The sequence below is a fragment of the Paenibacillus sp. FA6 genome (assembly GCF_051550225.1).
Taxonomy (GTDB): Bacteria; Bacillota; Bacilli; order Paenibacillales; family Paenibacillaceae; genus Paenibacillus_AQ.
The window spans coordinates 2,488,159-2,505,636 of sequence record NZ_CP188820.1; the positions used below are offsets into that span (position 1 = coordinate 2,488,159).

Here is a 17,478-nt window from a genome sequence, read left to right on the forward strand (position 1 = left end):
TACATTGATCAAGGACGCTGTCCGTCTTCTAGCCATTCCGAAATTCTTGAAACCATTTGATGGGTCGGCATATGTTCCATCTTGGGACCAGGTAATGAATACAGGAAATACTTCCCGTAATAAGATTCAATCACACGTGTATCATACACAATGACGATTCCCCGATCACTCGCCGTACGCACTAATCGTCCAAATCCTTGTTTGAAGCGAATAACCGCTTGAGGTACTGACAGTTTCATGAAAGGATTTTTCTTTTGTTGCTGTAAAAGTTCACTCTTCGCCTCCACAAGTGGATGATTAGGAGGTTGAAAAGGAAGTCGGACAATCGCTAAACAAGTCAATGCTTCTCCTGGGATATCTACCCCTTCCCAGAAACTGTTCGTTCCTAGAAGTACCGAGGCACTACTATCTTGGAAACGGCGGATCAACTTACTTCGGCTCCCATTGTCTACACCTTGTCCTAGTACGGCAATATCCGTTGAAGAAAGAGCTTTACTTAAAGGCTCATAGACTTGACGAAGCATGCGATAAGAAGTGAACAATACTAACATTCGACCCTGTGTAACGATAGCCGTTTCAGCCAGTGATTTGACAAGTGTTTCGACGAAGAGTGCATCACCTATACTCCCCTTCACACTTGGGAAATCACGCGGGATGATCAGCAATGCCTGATCTCGATAACGAAAAGGAGACGGCAACTGAACAGTTACTAGCTGGTCTTGATCCGAGGCTTCTTGAAGCCCCAAGTTTTCAATCATATACTGAAAAGATTTGTCGATTGACAACGTAGCGGAAGTTAGAATAATGCTTTTCTTTTTATCAAAGAATACTTCCTTTAGCTGCTGGCTTACATCTACAGGAACCGCATACATTTGTAGAGATTTACTCCGGTAGTGACCATTAGCCTCCATCCAGTATACATTTCCTGCATCGTTAAGTGATATGAAGAAATGTAAGTCTTCACGCTGGGATGCTAAATCTTTCACAAGACCACTGATGTCCGTAAGCAGACTCTCGAAATTAAAATCCTCCAGATTTTCTCTGATTTCATTTATCATTTTGTCTGAACTACGAATGACTTCGCCTAGCGTTACATAAATCTGATTCTCTATTTCTTTCAGCACTTCCCAATCCTTCGGTTTCTTGGAAGGCTGTAAGCGTAGCACGAACTGTCCCGTATCCCCTGGGGCAGCATCACTTCGCTCAGGTAACAGAGCAAATAGCATATCGCTTAGTCTATCCCAATGTTCCTTCACGTCGACTAAATCACCACTCATACGATCCGTCAATAGAGCCCAGTCGGCAGCCTTCTCATCGTTTGAAGAATGTAGCTGTTGTCGAAGAACAGGGAATTGACCATTCCTGTTATCTTTGTAAAGTCGCGATAAAGTGTGGATCACATTGAAATACCTCATATGAAGGCCTAAGTGTTTACCGGCAACTTCCTCCAAATGATGCGCTTCATCAATAACTAAATACTCGTAAGCAGGCAATAGCTGATGTCCTGCCTTTATATCTGTGAACAGCTTCGAATGATTGGTAATCACTACATCTGCTATACCTGCTTCATGCTTTGCACGATGGTAATAACATTTACGAAACCATGGACAGGCACGTCCTAAGCAAGAATCCGAGTCACTGGACACGGTTTCCCAGAAATCCCCACCGCGAGCTCCTAGATTCAGTTCTTCATCGTCACCTGTCTCTGTCTGTGTTAACCACACAATCATTTGTGCGGCTAAGATCAAGTCCTCTTTAGGATTTGTAAAGTCCCGTCTATTTATTTTATGTTCAAATTTTCTCAAACACAAATAATGTTGTCTCCCCTTGAAAATTGCTGCTTTGAAGGGGAAAGGAACAACTTGAGTCAATAGTGGTATATCTCGCTCTCGCAACTGCTCCTGAAGGTTAATCGTATGCGTGCTTACCATGACTTTCTGTTCACGCTTCACACTCTGATAAATAGCCGGAATTAAGTACCCTAGAGATTTCCCAGTTCCTGTTCCCGCTTCAATAAGAAGATGCTTCTCTTGATCAAGTGCATTCATTACCTCAGTGAACATCATACTTTGTGATTCGCGAGCTTCATACTGTGGCATAATCGAGCGGAGCCCTTCCTCAATCTGAGCAAGATACTCCGGGAAATCGACATTCTTCAGAGGGTTATCATCTGCATCATCCCGCGGCGTTGATATATCCGTCCAATCTTCAACAGCCAAAGCTAATTGGCGATAAAATGTATGACTCTCCAGATCCTGTGCAGGCTCCTTCTCTTTCTCCCTACACAGCGCGTCGAAATACCAAGCTAAATCACTGTCCTCATCCATAAATAGCTCACTTAGGCGCTGTAAAGTAATCAGTGGAAGACTAACCAATTCATCCAAACATTTCAACAATACATGCGCAGTAGCTAGCGCGTCACTATCCGCTTGATGGGGTCGATCATGCTGAATACCGAATTGCGAGGATACAAGCCCTAATTGATAGGTCGTTAATGACGGAAAACATATTTTAAGAAAATCAATGGTATCAAGCAGCCGTCCCGCGTATGGCAAATAACCACATCGATCAAGTGAGTTCTGTAAGAAATTGAAATCGAATGCGATATTATGGCCTACCAAAACAACGTCATCTAATAAGGGAACTAACTCCATCATCATTTCTTCTAAGGAAGGAGCGTTCTCAACGTCACTATTGGAAATTCCAGTTAAATTACTAATAAAAGGAGGAATGGGGATACCCGGATTAACGTAAGATCCGTATACACGAGATATCGATTGATCTTCCTCAATAATGGCAAGTCCTACTTGAATGATCTCATCACCGGGTTGGTTACCAGTAGTTTCAAAATCCAATACAGCAAATTTCATGTTCTATTATTCCCTTTCAATCCAGTCTCTTTTACAGCATAACAGAAGTTCTCATTTTATTCATTAATTTGAGGTGCAAAAAAGGCGATGCCCCGTCGCTCACGCTTAGCAGGCATCGCTTCATTACGTTCATCCAGTTAATTCAATGAAATGAGCTGACTTCCATATTGGAGTTGACCACGGTTGTCGTTGCACACTTGTATATTCACAAGTGGATCAGCTAGTGTTGGATCATTTTGCATTGCCAATGCGAAGTACTCCTGAGCTTTCCTCGTATCCGAAAGTTTAACCTGAATACATCCAAGTGCGTTATAGATCATTGCTTTAAGCCTTTTATGTTCAGTCAGGGGAAGAATCCATTGGAATTGCTTAAGCGCTTCTGACGTCTCTTCTAAATGAAGATGAGCCATCGCAATATACATTCTTGCAAGCAAACTGTCAGGGACATCCATGATGATAACAGAAAATTGCTGTATAGATTGACGATACATCATTAATTTGAAGTAACCCTGACCCCTTACAAAAGACTCCGTCTCCATTTCAGGTGTAGCACCTAGAGGAAAAATGGGTGGTAATAACGTATATTCTCGAAAAGCGCCCATTTTGTCTTCAAAGGAAAGCCATTCCTCAATAATTCCATCACTCATCGCTTTAAGCATGTTCCATCTCTGGATCATATATTGCTTTTGAGTATCTTGTGCTGTTGGGTAATGCTTGATAATCTCCTCTAACATGTCGTTCATTTCAGCGAATACATGTTGAAACATAATCTGCATCCCACCTTTAACAATCATGATATTAGTGCGATTGAACTGATTAGTGCGATCTAACTAATATCATTTTTTGTAGAAGTGGTTCTTTTCATGCGTCGATACCATACATTGCATCTTATGTTCATTAAGCCTTATTACATAATCGTCCCATGAACTTCTTTCTCCATCAATTGAACAGGTTTATTGTTCTCATCAACAAAGACTACAGTAGGTTTGTGTGAACTTAAGTTTTCTTGAGACATGACGGCATATGAAATAATAATCACAGTATCTCCAGGAGAAACTAATCGTGCCGCTGCTCCATTCAGACAAATGACACCACTATCCCGTGGACCAGGAATAACATATGTTTCTAGACGAGCGCCATTATTGTTATTTACAATTTGAACTTTTTCATTCTCAAGTAAATCTGCCGCTTCCATCAAATTCTCATCTATCGTAATACTGCCCACATAGTTTAAATTCGCTTCCGTTACTGTTGCTCGATGGATCTTGGACTTCATCATATGTCTAAACAAGAGAAAGAGCCTCCTTTGGCATGAACAATATATTATCAATCAATCGGGTTGTACCGAACTTTACAGCTACAGCCATCATCACTTGATCATGAACGTCTGCAAGCAATTCATCATCTTGCAAAAGAATCAATTCAGGAAAAGTCAGCACTTGAACGTAATCTATAACAGCGAGCGGAGAACTAACAATCATAGACGTAAGCTTCTCGCGAACCTCTGAGGCAGTTACAGTCTTTCCATCATCCAGTTCGCCTTTCACCTCACGTAGAGAACGAGAGAGCACTAATGCTTGTCGACGCTCTTCTGAGCTCAGATACACATTCCTTGAACTGAGGGCAAGCCCATCTTTCTCACGAACGATAGGACACGGTACGATTTCCACATTCATATTCAGATCCCGAACCATTTGCTGAAGTACAGCGATTTGCTGTGCGTCTTTCATCCCGAAGAATGCAAGATCAGGCTGGACAATATTCATCAGTTTACTGACCACTGTCGTCACACCGTCGAAATGCCCTGGACGCGATGCGCCACACAGTAACTCAGTTCTCTCAGATACGATAATCTTCGTCTTCGTCGGTTGAGGATACATTTCATCCACCGTGGGGATAAATACAATATCTGCACCTTGGATTTCCACCAAAGCTAAGTCTCGCTCTTCATTTCGAGGATATGTCTCATAATCCTCCCCGGGTCCAAATTGAATCGGATTCACAAAAATACTTACAACGACCACATCACTCATCTCACGAGCACGAGTCATTAAGCTAGCATGTCCACCATGAAGATAACCCATCGTTGGAACTAATCCAATCTTGCTGTCCACCATATGATTCACTTTATATCGCTTAATCGCTTGTCTTAATTCAATGATACTTCTGATTACTTCCATGACTTATCCCCCCTTTGTCGTTCCGTTTCCATAAAGGGAATCCAATACATGATCATCTGCCAAGAACACATGCTCGGTAGACGGGAAGGAGCGTTCCTTTACTTCTTTCACATATTTCCCTAATCCTTCACGAATTAATGATCCAATGTCACCATAAGTTTTGACAAATCGCTTGTTCATGTAGGGTGATGCATATTGGAAAATATCATGAAACACGAGTACTTGCCCATCACAATAACGTCCCGCTCCAATTCCAATCGTTGGAATGGTTAATTCCTTTGAAATGGCTTCTGCCACTTGCTCAGTTACTAGCTCCAGCACGATTCCAAAGGCTCCTGCTGCTTCTAAAGCTTTAGCTTCATCCATCAGTCGCTGAGCATCCTTAGCATCTTTACCCTGTATCCGATAGCCACCAATTTGGTTCACAGATTGTGGTGTGAGACCAATATGACCTAAGACAGGGACGCCTGATTTCACAATAACCTCCACGGCTGAGCATATCTCCAAACCGCCCTCAAGTTTCACAGCTTGGGCATTCCCCTCCTGCATAAGCCTCCTTACACCGCGCAAAGTCTCATCTATACTTCCGTGATATGTCATAAAAGGCATGTCAGCTACGATAAAGGTGTTCTCAGCACCTCTAGCAACTGATCGAGTATGATACACCATATCCTCCAAAGTTACAGGGATGGTCGAGTTATATCCCAATACAACATTACCAAGCGAATCTCCTACTAGAATGATATCTACATTCGCTTCCTCAGATAACTTGGCCGTAGGATAATCATATGCTGTAACCATACTCAAAGGAATTCCTTCCTCTTTCATCTTTTTCATTTTTACAATGTTTAGCATTGATTTAGTTGACATATTCATGCACTCCTTTCATTTTTAAGACAACAAAAAAACCTTCTAGTATTTCCACTAAAAAGGTCCGATAGTCAAAAAAGAGTCACTTTCGATCGTCCCTTCTGTCTCGGTCCTTCCGGCTCAGAGCAGAATCCAACGTACACACTGTATTCAGTAAGCATAGTCCATTTAAACTTAAGTATTCAGTACAAGTGCAGTTCGACTTCTTTCGATACCGCCTAATAAACAGTATAACAAATACAATCATAAATTTCACTATTTAAGTTTGACATCACCGGAGATTATTGGCATGATCTCACCCATTCCCATATCCACAAGCAGTGCCCCACTAGGATCCAGACCAATAGCAATGCCTTCTCGTAATCCTTGATGGGTGTTTACTATAACCTCTTGTTGATTACTTATCGACAATGCTTCCCACAATAAGGAGATAGGCTGGAAGCCCTCCTGTTGGTATAGCGTATACAACGTTTCGAACTCTTCCATAACCGCAGCTATCAATACGGTACGATCCACCGTACTTCCACTCTCTATCTTTAATGATGTTGCAATATCCCGTAACTCTTCAGGGTAATCGTAAGCATCCACATTCACACTTATACCGATCCCAGCAATACAATAACGTACGAACTCATCCTCAACGACCGATTCCAATAAAATACCACATATTTTGCGTTTATTGAAAAGAATATCATTGGGCCACTTGAGTCCAGCATTTAACCCTGTCGTCCTTCTAATCGCGCGACAAACAGCTACACCTGTAAGAAGAGTGAGCTGAGACGTAAACTTAAGGGACTGTTGTGGACGAAGAATGAGACTCATGTAGATCCCTTTACCTTGCGGAGAGAACCACTTACGCCCCAATCTCCCTTTGCCACCTGTCTGTTCTTCCGCAATGATAAGCGTTCCTTCAGCAGCACCCTGCTCTGCTCTCTTTCGCGCTTCTTCTTGCGTAGAGACCGTCGTTTTTACAATTTCTATATCCGCACCCATAATCTTTGTCTTCAATGCATTCTTCAACGTCAATTGATCAAGTGAATCCGGCTTCACTAAAATACGATACCCTTTATTCGGCACTGCCTCAAATTCGTATCCTAAGCCTCTCAGCTTATTGATTTGCTTCCACACCGCTGTCCGACTGATCGATAATCTTCGACTCATTTCTTCACCCGACATAAATTCATCAGGATTCTGAAGTAATATGCTCAATAGGGATTCATCAACCATGACTTGTACTCACCCGCTTCATTTCATCAATTAAACTATCTTTATCGTTCTCGACGATCCCTGCTGCCACAACTAACAATAAATGCTGAAGCATCTCACTCAGCCATGGGCCTGCCGGTCGCTTCAATGCCTGCATGATTTCATCACCACTTACATTCAAACCTTTAAGATGGTGGACTCTCATTTGACTTCCCCACGTTGCAAATAAATCCAAGACTTGTACAGGGATAATACGTCTGTGCTCCGGAAGTACCCGTTGCATCATCAGCCAGCCATCAGCGGTTGCTACTCCGAATGAAAGGACGAGGCTAATCCATGATTGCCTTAGTCTTTCATCACAATCCACACTTTCCCGTGCTACATATTCTTTTCTTACTTGTTCATCTAGCCGAAGTAGACCGCAAATATCATCCTTCTCTTGATTGCTAAATGTCCATTTCCTTAAATTTGTCCCCGCCTCGCTAGATGTGAAATTTCCAGCATAGAGAAGTAGACCCCATCTAACGTTACATGTCTCTGAACTTAATATATGCAATCCAGTGAGTAACTCTCGATCAAATCTTGAACATAATATAGGTACTTTAGCGAATTCTAATAAGAGACTGCGACTTAAGAGTTCGAGCCCTCTTAGGGGGTTCTCACCACGCATGATCTTCTCCATTTCAACACGAATTCGTTCCAACGCTATGTATTGTAAGTTACTGCGCTTAGATAATAAACCCTTCCATGTATCCTTTGCGATCGAATATCCGAATACGGATGCAAACCGTACACAACGAACCATCCGCAGAGCATCCTCATCGAAACGTTCGAGAGGATCTCCAACAGCACGAATTATGCCTTTTCGGGTAGCTTCTTGACCACCGAAAGGATCTATATATGTACCATCGACGGCTCTTGCGATAGCATTCATCGTGAAGTCACGACGCTTCAAATCCTCTTTAATATCTTTCACAAAGGTAACTGCATCAGGGCGTCGATGATTGATATACGTCCCTTCCACGCGATACGTAGTCACTTCAAATGGATGACCCTTCATGATCACCGTAACTGTACCATGCTGAATCCCTGTAGGGATGGTGTGATCGAATAACCCCATTACTTCTTCTGGAGTCGCTGATGTCGTCAGATCCATATCGTGGATAGGACGACCCATTAATTCATCCCTCACACAGCCCCCTACCCAATAAGCTTCAAACCCATGTTCCAGTAACGTTTGAAGAAGGACTTCACTTTGTTCCGCCATTCCTATCTCCGCATGAATCCATTTCACCAATGACAACTACCCACACACCTCATTCAAATATTCTGTATTTGGAACCTCTCGCCCCAGAACACGATAATATATTTCTTCATATTTCTTCGTAATCAATGTATCACAGAAATCTTCTCTTGCACGTTTCAAACATGCCTTACTGAACCTTTCACCTAAAGCGACATCAGATAATAGCTGAATCGTAAATTCGGCCATTTGAGCGACATCTCCAATAGGAGCAAGGAAACCCGTCTCTCCATGAATGACAAGTTCAGGAATGCCACCAGCTTCAGAACCCACTGTAGGTACACCGCAGGCCATCGCTTCTAGTGCCACCAGACCGAAGCTTTCCTTGGAAGATGGCAGAAGCAGCACATCCGCAAGTGATATGACATGTGCGATCTCATCTTGTTTACCGAGGAAATGAACCCTGTCAGATAACCCCAATTCATTAATTATACATTGAATTTTCGGCAGATCTGGACCTTCTCCAACTAACAAAAGTTTTGAAGGAATCTCTTCATTCACCTTTGCAAAAATATCAATAACATCCGAAACGCGTTTCACTGGACGAAAATTAGATATATGCATAAGTATTTTCTCATCAGGTAGGGCAAAATCTTGTCTTAAAGATGTTGTATCACGAGGGTAGTATACCCGTTTATCTACGAAATTGTATGTCAAGTCAATGTCTCGACTAATATCCAAGACATCTCTAGTTTCTCTAATCAAGTCATTCGACACCGCCGTTACTGCATCACTTTCATTTATGGCCAATCGAATAAGATCTTTCAGTGTTTCATCTTGTGCTAATACAGTAATGTCTGTTCCATGTAGTGTTGTCACTACTTTCAATTGATCCCCGACCATCTGCTTAGCTAGAAAGGCACATACCGCATGAGGTACCGCATAATGTACATGAAGGATATCAAGATTCTGCAACTTGGCGACTTGTGCCATCTTAGTAGCTAGCGCTAAATCATAAGGTGGATATTTAAACACATAGTAATCGTTCACTTCAACTTCATGGTAAAATATATTCTTTTGGAACGTCGTTCCTAATCGAAATGGAATACTATGCGTAATGAAATGAACCTGATGCCCCTTCTCAGCTAATAATTTCCCTAGCTCAGTCGCAACTACACCCGAACCACCTAGTGATGGATAACAGGTAATTCCAATTTTCAAAAATTTACTCATTATCGTCGCCCCCCTTCCTATTTATACACACAACCCCATCATTACGATAAGAATCGCTCAACCAAGAACGGTGTTTTTACAGCAAAACCCTCAGCATACGGAACAAGTCTACGTTGACCAACTAATCTATCACGAGACTTCACGCGTTCAATATATCCTTGAGTAAGAGGAGTATCAATCGCATCTGTCGTTAACTTTTCAAATTGAGATCGATAGCATGAAAGTGCCTTCTCCTTCATTTCATAATGATTTGATATATCTACGATAAGGTCTGCTTGTCCTAGATCATTAATGAAATAATAAACCAACTGTTCCACATTTACGATCGGTTGGTTAGGCATATAACGACGAAGCTTTGCATTAAACACAGCCTCTTCAACTAACTTACTACAAGCGATATGATCAGGATGTCTATCTTCCCAGTAAGGTGCAAATACGATTCGCGGCGCAAGTCGCCGAATTTCTGCAGTAATCGCTTCTATATTATCCTGTGTCATAGTTAAACCTCGATCAGGGAGACCTAGATTGCTACGTGAAGATAATTTCAATATCTTACCCGCTTCTTCCGCCTCTTGCTTGCGAATTTCCACAGTTCCATTAGAAGACATCTCTGCAAAAGTCAAATCACATATTCCTACCCTATAGCCTGCCTCAACATGTTTATATATCGTTCCTGCCATCCCAATCTCTGCATCATCCGCATGCGCACCGAACACGAGAATATCTAGCTGATCTGTCATACATCATCACTAGTTGGCTTATACTTATGTACGAGCTCACGCCATGCAAAGTCACCGCGGTCCATAGCCTTGACAAGAATCTCTGCTGTAGCGATATTGGTCGCAAGAGGTATTCCTTGAACATCACATAAGCGTAGGAGAGCATTAATATCTGGTTCATGTGGCTGTGCCATGAGTGGGTCTCTCAAGAAAACGATAAGATCCATTTCATTTTGAGCAACGAGGGCACCAATCTGTTGATCTCCTCCAAGAGGACCAGACATGAAACGATGAATTTTCAATTTCGTATTCTCCATAATTCGTAATCCGGTTGTACCAGTAGAATACAATTCTTGACCTTCAAAAACATGCTCATAAGCAATAACGAAATTGACCATTTCTTCTTTCTTTCGGTCGTGAGCTATAAATGCAATTTTCATAGTTTGTATCTCCCCTATCTCCTCTAGTTAGTCAATGAATTGTTCGAACCCATATACTAGCCCGGTATACTCCATCACTTTTTGAATTCCCACTTTTACCCCTGGCATGTATGCAGCACGTTCATATGAATCATGACGAATCTTAAGTGATTGACCAAAGCCAGCAAGAATCACTTCCTGTTGGGCAAAAATCCCTGGCAATCGAACGCTATGAATTCGAAATCCATTATAATACCCGCCACGCGCTCCTTCGATCGTTTCTTTCTCCTCTGGATTTCCTTGCCGAAGCTCGTTACGATTCTCGACAATCATTTCTGCCGTTTTTATCGCTGTTCCTGAAGGTGCATCCAGCTTTTGGTCACCGTGAGACTCAATAATCTCAACATGCGGAAAGTATTTACTTGCCTGTGCGGCAAACTTCATCATCAATATAGCGCCAATAGAGAAGTTCGGTGCGATTAAGCCACCAATTTCCTTCTCTTGACATAGCTTGTCCAGTTCCTTAATCTCTTCTGGTGTAAAACCAGTCGTTCCTATCACTGGTCTCACACCATGTTTAATCGCAATTAATGTATTCATATACGCAGATTGTGGTGTAGTAAAGTCAACCATCACATCTGGCTTATGCTCTACAAAGGCAAATTCAATATCAGACGTAACGATAACTCCGCTTGCAGGTAAACCAACTAAACTAGCAACGTCCACCTCACCAGCAGAACGATCCACTGCTGCTACTAATTCAAGTTCTTGATCCTCCAACACTAACTTAATGACTTCTTTGCCCATGCGGCCTCCAGCACCTATAACCGCTACTCTGATTGGAACTGACATCTTTCAGATCCCCCCGCTTTCTCATTCTATTATTGAATCATTCATATAATCTTTAAATTTCGTTTTTAGTTGTTCTAATAACTTATCCAACCCCTGCTCTGCTGGTAAAAGAAATAATGCTTCCTTTAACGTTGCGATCGCAGTCGCATGTTCATTCAGCTCACTGTATGCTAAAGCCAAACAAACATAAGCTTCACCATACAACGGATCTAATTCGATGGCCTCCTTTAGTGAGGAAACCGCCTTATATAAATCAATAACGGAAGTACTCTGTAATTGATCCATTTGTTTCTTTGATTCCTGCACGAGATACATAGCCTTGAGATGTTGTAAATATAACTGATAGACAACCTTTTTTGGAGCCAGATGAAGAGCCCTCTCAGCATATTCAATCCCTTTAACAAGCCGATTATTTCGAGCATAGGTAATGGAACACTTGTAATAAATCTCAGCATCTAACGGATTTAAACTAATGGCTTCTTCGAAAAGACGGATCGCTTCTACAAAATCATTTTGTAAAATACAACGGTATGCCTGTTGAATATAGTCTTCCGATTTCATATGCTGTTCTCACCTTCAAACGGGTTTTATACAGCATATGTACGATATACTTAATCGGTGTTCTTTTTAGTCCAGCGATTAGCATCACGAGTATTAAATTTATGCATGACGGAATCATGCGCTTTGCTCAAATCGATACCTAATGAGTTAGCGAAACACATTGTAATAAAGAGGATATCCCCAAGTTCTAGCTCAATTGAATTATGTTCTTCACTTAGCTTTTTAGGTTTTTCACCAAATTCATGGTTCACTTCACGCGCTAACTCGCCAACTTCTTCCGACATTCTCGCTAGCATAGACAACGGACTGAAATATCCTTCTTCAAATTGCGAAATATAGCGATCCACTTCCCGCTGCATCTCAGCCAATGATTTCTCCATATTTTGCACAACCCCTTTAGACATCGTACGTAAATCCAACCATTTTCTTGTTACTTATTTTACTCCAAATGCGCTATTAAAGCTATTTTGTAATAAATCTTTTTTTAATATTTGTTAAAAAAGGTATACTACTATTGACATAATAATCTATGTTTTTCCTATTTCTGAATATGTGGGGGATTTATATGAAGTTAACGAACATCATTACACAACTTAAAATGGCTGTTCCCATCATTATGGGTACAGCAATTTATGCTTTTGGTCTTCTTTATTTTATAATTCCTAACCAATTAATGGAGGGTGGAGTCACTGGAATTACGATATTGCTTCATTATGCTTTCCAAATTCCGCCTTCATTATCTACTTTAATTCTGAATGTCCCTCTTTTTATACTGGGGTGGATAATCTTAGGTAAGAAGCAAATGCTCTATACGGGGATTGGTATCGTATCATTGACTTTTTTTCTTTGGTTTTTTGAAAAGATCATAGAGATTGGGCTGATTTCTCCCTTCGTGACCCAATATGACTATATATTGGTCTCTCTATACGCAGGGGTCACATTGGGTGGAGGACTCGGAATTGTATTCCGCTTCGGAGGAACTACTGGAGGATCTGACATCATCGCAAGAATCTGCAGTCGTAAATTCGGGTGGAGTATGGGGCAAGTCATCTTGGCGCTGGATGTCATCATCATTGGAGCTTCTTTATTCTTCATTCCTATCGAGAAAATATTATACACTTTCGTTGCTGTTTATATTGCATCTAGAGTGATCGACTTTATCCAAGAGGGAGCATACGCCGCTAAAGCCTTCACGATTATTAGCGATCATGCTCCTGAGATCGCTGATCTCATCACGAAGGAAATGGATCGAGGAGTAACATTAATTCCTGCGATTGGTGCCTATTCCAAGCAAGCTAAATATATGGTCTACTGTGTCGTTTCTAGACAAGAGATTCGGCGTCTCAGCCTGATAATTAAGTCCATTGATCCCCGGGCTTTCATCATTATTAATGATGTTCATGACGTTCATGGAGAAGGCTTCCGCGAAGATCATCCGTGAAGTCTACCACCACAACTTCTGCTCTCCTTGATATTTACGATAACCTACATAGATAAGTGTAGAAAGTATAAATAATCCACCTATCCAGATTCCATTCTGATAGGAATGAAGATCTAATTGGGCTGAGAAAGCAGGTTCATCCCTTTTCTTACCAAATAATGTATTAACCATTTCTTCCCCTTGAACAATCGTATTTCTAATGGAATCTACTTTAGAAGTCGTCGAAGTTGTCATGCCACCTACAAACGATATCCACGAATCCATCATATTGATCTCAAATGGCTTCTTCTGTATCACAACGGCTGGACGAATCAACTCATAATGAGCTTGAAGGCTATCGTAAGCTTTTTTCAAACCTTGTTTATTATTCTCATTTAATTGGTTCTGCATCATACTTAGATCTTCACGTATAACTTTATAATATTGGTGCCATAAAGGTTGTTCTTTATTACTTAGACTATCTGCTGCCAAACGCAGTTTCGCTGCAGATTTCAACCATTCCTCTGGTTGAATGGATAATTGAGCCGTTGCAACCTTCACTTCTACGATGCACTCTGCAAGGGCTTGAATGCCCTCAACTTCCGTCAGACCTTCGAACGAAGAGGATGTAAAGAGTTGTTCAACTCTCTCTGTAGCCAGACGAACCTCTGTCAGATCCCCATCAACTACATCACGATATAACCTCTCTGCAGCTATATTTAACTGTGCTGCTTGATCGGTTGGGGCTGATGATGATCCTTGCGACCAGATCACATCTTGATTTGTAATAAACATAAACATGAAGCTAACCATCAACCATCGTATTGGGTGAGATCGTGTAATACGTAACATGGACATCCCTCCTACCGTAAATGTATGGTCAGAGGGATGCATATAGAACAATAGAACTCAGATTCTATGATCATTCTAGTCTTTCATTCCAAGAGTACGTAGTCTAGCATATCTTAATGTAATCCAGGTTACCGCAACGCTAAAGAGAGTAAGACCCATCGTGAAGTTCTCTACAGCCTTTAAGTTGTCATGTAACACACTTGGGAGATAAGGATACACACCATATGTATAATCTATGAAATCATTCGATAGAGTCCATGCGGCAGCACCGATTAACAATCTAGAATTGAATCCAAATAAGCGAACATATACTAATGCCTCAATCACCATAGCTGAATGGGACACAACAAGCATCCAATCCTGCCATTGCAAAATATCCCCTTGAAATTGACCCGCGAATATCATACTACATGCCCATATCCCATATTTCACTGATGTAACTACTGCCAACGCTTCAATAATATGACGAACGGTTTGACCCCATCCTGTTCGAGGTGGCATCAATAAACATCCAATAGCAATTGTAAAGAATAAGCTTGCAGTCGGACTATCTGGGACGAATACAATTAACCATGAAGGATAATGTTCTAATGTGTATTCCATTTGACCTCCGTACCAGATATATCCATATACTGTCCCCACGAGATTACATAGAAATAGTAGCCACAGAAAACTTCGTTTATTCAAAAATGATGTGCTCCAAAAATAAGAAATAGACAATATTGCTCCTCCTTAGGTGATAACCATTCAAGCAGAAATAGAGTATCAAGTGAAACTTATACTTTATTATATTTGAAAAAAAACCTGATCTATTTAAAGATTCAGGTTTTTCATTTCAATTGATTTTACTATTCTGCTTTTTGTTTAGCAAGCCATGCTGCAAGTTCATTAACATCTTGATCCGTTAAACCTGCTGCAATAGCACTGTCATACATTGGAGACATACGACCTTGACCTTCTTTAATGATTGATAGAATAGCAGCTTCATCATAGGTATCGCCAACTCCACGTAATGATGGACCAGCATTACCCTTCAGATCCGTTGCATGACAAGAAATACAACCTGCCATTACGAAAGATTCCATTGCTTTATCTTCTTTATCCACAATAGCAATTTCTTTGGTTACAATTGCATTGGAAGTAGGAAGACCCTTTGCACGCTTCGCTTCAGCATCTATAACACGTTGTTCAGTCTCTGGTATCTGATTCGTAGCTTCTAGTTCATTCGTATAATGCGTCCAAGCGGAGTTCGTCAGAAACACAATCGCCGCTAGTGACAATAGCATAAGCGCTGATGTGATTGGTCTGCGATAAAACCGACGCTCTTTGCCTGTATCTAGGAACGGTGCTAACAATAATGCCATAAAGGCTACACCCGTAACACCAACGACTCCAAGAGCAACATAATCACCAGAGGCGTAAGGCAGTTTCAAATATTCATATAAGAATAAGAAATACCAATCCGGCATAGGTATAATCGTTGCACTTGGATTTGCTGGAAAACCAAGTGGAGCAGGTTCAGCAATCGTTAACACTAAGAATCCGACAAGAACGACAACCCCAACCATCCATTCTTTTAACAGAAAGTTAGGAATAAAAGCTTCTGATTTACCAGGATACGCTGTGTAATCAGGTGGTATAACAAAACCTTTACCCTTCTTAACACGAGAATCACCAACAAAAACTACCTTTTCTTTCGAATCTTTTCCGTGCGCCATCAATATACCTCCCTTCTATTATAGTGGACCGGAAATTCCCTGTCTGCGGATCATGATGAAATGTCCAACCAACAGAGTTAACAATACGGCCGGGAGGAAAAATACGTGTAATGCAAAGAATCGTGTTAATGTCTGAGCACCAACGATCGTACCACCTTGCATCAATTCTTTCAGCACAGGTCCTAAATATGGAACAGAGTTTGCGATTTCCATCGTTACTCTCGTTGCAAAGTAGGCTTTGTTATCCCAAGGAAGTAAATAACCTGTCAGTCCTAGACCCAACATAACGAAAAAGATGAGCATACCTACGACCCAGTTCATTTCACGAGGGGCTTTATACGAGCCCGTAAAGAATACACGCATTGTATGTAGAAACATCATGACAATAACTAAACTCGCTCCCCAGTGATGCATTCCTCGCACAATTTGACCAAATGCAACTTGTGTCTGCAAATACTCAACACTGTTATAAGCATTCATAATATCAGGTACATAATACATCGTCAGGAACATACCTGACAGAATTTGAATGACGGTAATAAAGAATGTCAATCCACCGAAGCAATAAACAAATGCAGAGAAATGATGCGCCGGGTTAACATGTTCCGGAACCTCATGGTCTGCAACGTCTCTCCATATCGGCGTGATATCAAGACGTTCGTCAATCCAGTTATAGATATTCTTAAACATCCGAAATATTCGCCTCCTATTTCACTTCCGTATTTGGTTCAGTACTGCCTAAGTACACCCATCCATTATCAACCGATATCTTGTAAGTATCGAGTGGCTTAGGAGATACTGATAGGTTCTTGCCTACTTTCGTATAACGAGCTCCGTGGCAAGGGCAGTGATACTCGTCTGGATATGATTTGTTATTATTCCATCCCACAATACATCCCAAATGCTTACAGATGGGTGACAAAGCATAAATCTTGCCGGATTCATCTTTACGAATCCATGCAACTAAGTTAGCAGTACTTGGATACCATCCATCTTGTTGTTTGAGTTCAAATTTAAACTCCTGTGGATCATTGGTAATTTTACTAACCTCAACAACTTTAATGAATTCTCCATCCGTCTTCTTCTGCAGAATAGGATCTACCGCAAATCGTACCATTGGTAATATTGCACCAGCAGCCATATAGGCTGTCGCGCCCCCCAACGTATACGTTAGAAATTGTCGACGAGACATCTCTTTGTTACTATTTGGTAGGTATTCCTTTTCTTGATGATCATTTTGGTTGTTCTCCATGTCTTCAACCCCCTTTTCAACCCGTTCATTAAGTAATTCAATGATATTTATCACACCAATTACCAAGACAACTTAATAATATA

19 protein-coding genes are annotated in these 17,478 nt (G+C 41.2%); 1 reads left to right on the forward strand and 18 read right to left on the reverse strand.

Features of this window, described 5'->3' with window-relative positions; genetic code table 11:
* Window positions 1-8 precede the first annotated feature (8 nt).
* The 13 genes from dinG to ACP8HI_RS11690 all read right to left on the reverse strand — a co-directional run bounded on the left by dinG (window position 9) and on the right by ACP8HI_RS11690 (window position 12,533).
* Window positions 9-2,870, reverse strand: a complete 2,862-nt coding sequence (dinG, locus tag ACP8HI_RS11630; RefSeq protein WP_438351229.1) for an ATP-dependent DNA helicase DinG — start codon at window positions 2,868-2,870, stop codon at window positions 9-11.
* Window positions 2,871-3,007: 137 nt separating this feature from the next.
* A complete protein-coding gene (locus ACP8HI_RS11635) occupies window positions 3,008-3,637 on the reverse strand; it encodes a tetratricopeptide repeat protein (RefSeq protein ID WP_438351230.1) in 630 nt (209 codons plus the stop codon).
* Between the two features lie 140 nt (window positions 3,638-3,777).
* A complete protein-coding gene (gene panD, locus ACP8HI_RS11640) occupies window positions 3,778-4,161 on the reverse strand; it encodes an aspartate 1-decarboxylase (protein ID WP_438351231.1) in 384 nt (127 codons plus the stop codon).
* Window positions 4,154-5,050 carry a pantoate--beta-alanine ligase gene (gene panC / locus ACP8HI_RS11645; RefSeq protein ID WP_438351232.1) on the reverse strand — a complete coding sequence of 299 codons (897 nt, stop codon included), beginning with the start codon at window positions 5,048-5,050 and terminating at the stop codon, window positions 4,154-4,156. The genes panD and panC overlap by 8 nt, the downstream gene beginning before the upstream one ends.
* A 3-nt stretch (window positions 5,051-5,053) precedes the next feature.
* Window positions 5,054-5,920: a 3-methyl-2-oxobutanoate hydroxymethyltransferase gene (gene panB, locus ACP8HI_RS11650; protein WP_438351233.1), complete on the reverse strand. Its 867-nt coding sequence runs from the start codon at window positions 5,918-5,920 to the stop codon at window positions 5,054-5,056.
* 255 nt (window positions 5,921-6,175) lie between these two features.
* Complete coding sequence (locus tag ACP8HI_RS11655; RefSeq protein ID WP_438351234.1) at window positions 6,176-7,147, reverse strand: biotin--[acetyl-CoA-carboxylase] ligase; 972 nt, start codon at window positions 7,145-7,147, stop codon at window positions 6,176-6,178.
* On the reverse strand, window positions 7,140-8,420 hold the full coding sequence (locus tag ACP8HI_RS11660) for a CCA tRNA nucleotidyltransferase (RefSeq protein WP_438351791.1): 1,281 nt from the start codon (window positions 8,418-8,420) through the stop codon (window positions 7,140-7,142). Before ACP8HI_RS11660 ends, ACP8HI_RS11655 begins: the two co-directional genes overlap by 8 nt.
* A gap of 9 nt (window positions 8,421-8,429) precedes the next feature.
* Window positions 8,430-9,602: an N-acetyl-alpha-D-glucosaminyl L-malate synthase BshA gene (bshA, locus tag ACP8HI_RS11665; protein ID WP_438351235.1), complete on the reverse strand. Its 1,173-nt coding sequence runs from the start codon at window positions 9,600-9,602 to the stop codon at window positions 8,430-8,432.
* A gap of 41 nt (window positions 9,603-9,643) precedes the next feature.
* Entirely contained in the window at window positions 9,644-10,342 is a 699-nt protein-coding gene (gene bshB1 / locus ACP8HI_RS11670; protein ID WP_438351236.1) for a bacillithiol biosynthesis deacetylase BshB1, read from the reverse strand.
* Complete coding sequence (locus tag ACP8HI_RS11675; RefSeq protein WP_438351237.1) at window positions 10,339-10,761, reverse strand: methylglyoxal synthase; 423 nt, start codon at window positions 10,759-10,761, stop codon at window positions 10,339-10,341. Before ACP8HI_RS11675 ends, bshB1 begins: the two co-directional genes overlap by 4 nt.
* A 27-nt stretch (window positions 10,762-10,788) precedes the next feature.
* Complete coding sequence (gene dapB, locus ACP8HI_RS11680) at window positions 10,789-11,592, reverse strand: 4-hydroxy-tetrahydrodipicolinate reductase (protein WP_438351238.1); 804 nt, start codon at window positions 11,590-11,592, stop codon at window positions 10,789-10,791.
* A 21-nt stretch (window positions 11,593-11,613) separates the two neighbouring features.
* Window positions 11,614-12,153, reverse strand: a complete 540-nt coding sequence (locus tag ACP8HI_RS11685) for a tetratricopeptide repeat protein (protein ID WP_438351239.1) — start codon at window positions 12,151-12,153, stop codon at window positions 11,614-11,616.
* 50 nt (window positions 12,154-12,203) lie between these two features.
* The gene (locus ACP8HI_RS11690) at window positions 12,204-12,533 is read right to left on the reverse strand and encodes a nucleotide pyrophosphohydrolase (RefSeq protein WP_438351240.1); all 330 of its coding nucleotides are present in this window, start codon (window positions 12,531-12,533) and stop codon (window positions 12,204-12,206) included.
* Between the two features lie 185 nt (window positions 12,534-12,718).
* On the opposite strand from ACP8HI_RS11690, the gene ACP8HI_RS11695 reads away from it, so the two are divergent.
* Window positions 12,719-13,594, forward strand: coding sequence for a YitT family protein (locus ACP8HI_RS11695; RefSeq protein ID WP_438351241.1), 876 nt, complete (start codon window positions 12,719-12,721; stop codon window positions 13,592-13,594).
* Between the two features lie 3 nt (window positions 13,595-13,597).
* Here ACP8HI_RS11695 and ACP8HI_RS11700 read toward each other — a convergent pair whose 3' ends face one another.
* From ACP8HI_RS11700 to ACP8HI_RS11720, 5 genes are all read right to left on the reverse strand, one after another.
* Window positions 13,598-14,425 carry a sporulation protein YpjB gene (locus tag ACP8HI_RS11700; protein ID WP_438351242.1) on the reverse strand — a complete coding sequence of 276 codons (828 nt, stop codon included), beginning with the start codon at window positions 14,423-14,425 and terminating at the stop codon, window positions 13,598-13,600.
* A gap of 75 nt (window positions 14,426-14,500) precedes the next feature.
* Entirely contained in the window at window positions 14,501-15,145 is a 645-nt protein-coding gene (locus ACP8HI_RS11705; RefSeq protein ID WP_438351243.1) for a DUF1405 domain-containing protein, read from the reverse strand.
* A gap of 128 nt (window positions 15,146-15,273) precedes the next feature.
* Window positions 15,274-16,143: a c-type cytochrome gene (locus tag ACP8HI_RS11710; RefSeq protein WP_438351244.1), complete on the reverse strand. Its 870-nt coding sequence runs from the start codon at window positions 16,141-16,143 to the stop codon at window positions 15,274-15,276.
* 18 nt (window positions 16,144-16,161) lie between these two features.
* Window positions 16,162-16,833, reverse strand: coding sequence for a menaquinol-cytochrome c reductase cytochrome b subunit (qcrB, locus tag ACP8HI_RS11715; protein WP_438351245.1), 672 nt, complete (start codon window positions 16,831-16,833; stop codon window positions 16,162-16,164).
* A gap of 16 nt (window positions 16,834-16,849) precedes the next feature.
* Window positions 16,850-17,395, reverse strand: a complete 546-nt coding sequence (locus ACP8HI_RS11720; RefSeq protein ID WP_438351246.1) for a ubiquinol-cytochrome c reductase iron-sulfur subunit — start codon at window positions 17,393-17,395, stop codon at window positions 16,850-16,852.
* Between the last annotated feature and the right edge of the window lie 83 nt (window positions 17,396-17,478).

Excerpts from the sequence above, each read along its gene's own strand:
- dinG (WP_438351229.1), bottom strand. The coding sequence starts at position 2,870 with ATGAAATTTGCTGTATTGGATTTTGAAACTACTGGTAACCAACCCGGT.
- ACP8HI_RS11635 (WP_438351230.1), bottom strand. The coding sequence starts at position 3,637 with ATGTTTCAACATGTATTCGCTGAAATGAACGACATGTTAGAGGAGATT.
- panC (WP_438351232.1), bottom strand. The coding sequence starts at position 5,050 with ATGGAAGTAATCAGAAGTATCATTGAATTAAGACAAGCGATTAAGCGA.
- panB (WP_438351233.1), bottom strand. The coding sequence starts at position 5,920 with ATGTCAACTAAATCAATGCTAAACATTGTAAAAATGAAAAAGATGAAA.
- ACP8HI_RS11655 (WP_438351234.1), bottom strand. The coding sequence starts at position 7,147 with ATGGTTGATGAATCCCTATTGAGCATATTACTTCAGAATCCTGATGAA.
- bshA (WP_438351235.1), bottom strand. The coding sequence starts at position 9,602 with ATGAGTAAATTTTTGAAAATTGGAATTACCTGTTATCCATCACTAGGT.
- bshB1 (WP_438351236.1), bottom strand. The coding sequence starts at position 10,342 with ATGACAGATCAGCTAGATATTCTCGTGTTCGGTGCGCATGCGGATGAT.
- ACP8HI_RS11675 (WP_438351237.1), bottom strand. The coding sequence starts at position 10,761 with ATGAAAATTGCATTTATAGCTCACGACCGAAAGAAAGAAGAAATGGTC.
- dapB (WP_438351238.1), bottom strand. The coding sequence starts at position 11,592 with ATGTCAGTTCCAATCAGAGTAGCGGTTATAGGTGCTGGAGGCCGCATG.
- ACP8HI_RS11685 (WP_438351239.1), bottom strand. The coding sequence starts at position 12,153 with ATGAAATCGGAAGACTATATTCAACAGGCATACCGTTGTATTTTACAA.
- ACP8HI_RS11690 (WP_438351240.1), bottom strand. The coding sequence starts at position 12,533 with ATGGAGAAATCATTGGCTGAGATGCAGCGGGAAGTGGATCGCTATATT.
- ACP8HI_RS11695 (WP_438351241.1), top strand. The coding sequence starts at position 12,719 with ATGAAGTTAACGAACATCATTACACAACTTAAAATGGCTGTTCCCATC.
- ACP8HI_RS11700 (WP_438351242.1), bottom strand. The coding sequence starts at position 14,425 with ATGTTACGTATTACACGATCTCACCCAATACGATGGTTGATGGTTAGC.
- ACP8HI_RS11710 (WP_438351244.1), bottom strand. The coding sequence starts at position 16,143 with ATGGCGCACGGAAAAGATTCGAAAGAAAAGGTAGTTTTTGTTGGTGAT.
- qcrB (WP_438351245.1), bottom strand. The coding sequence starts at position 16,833 with ATGTTTAAGAATATCTATAACTGGATTGACGAACGTCTTGATATCACG.
- ACP8HI_RS11720 (WP_438351246.1), bottom strand. The coding sequence starts at position 17,395 with ATGGAGAACAACCAAAATGATCATCAAGAAAAGGAATACCTACCAAAT.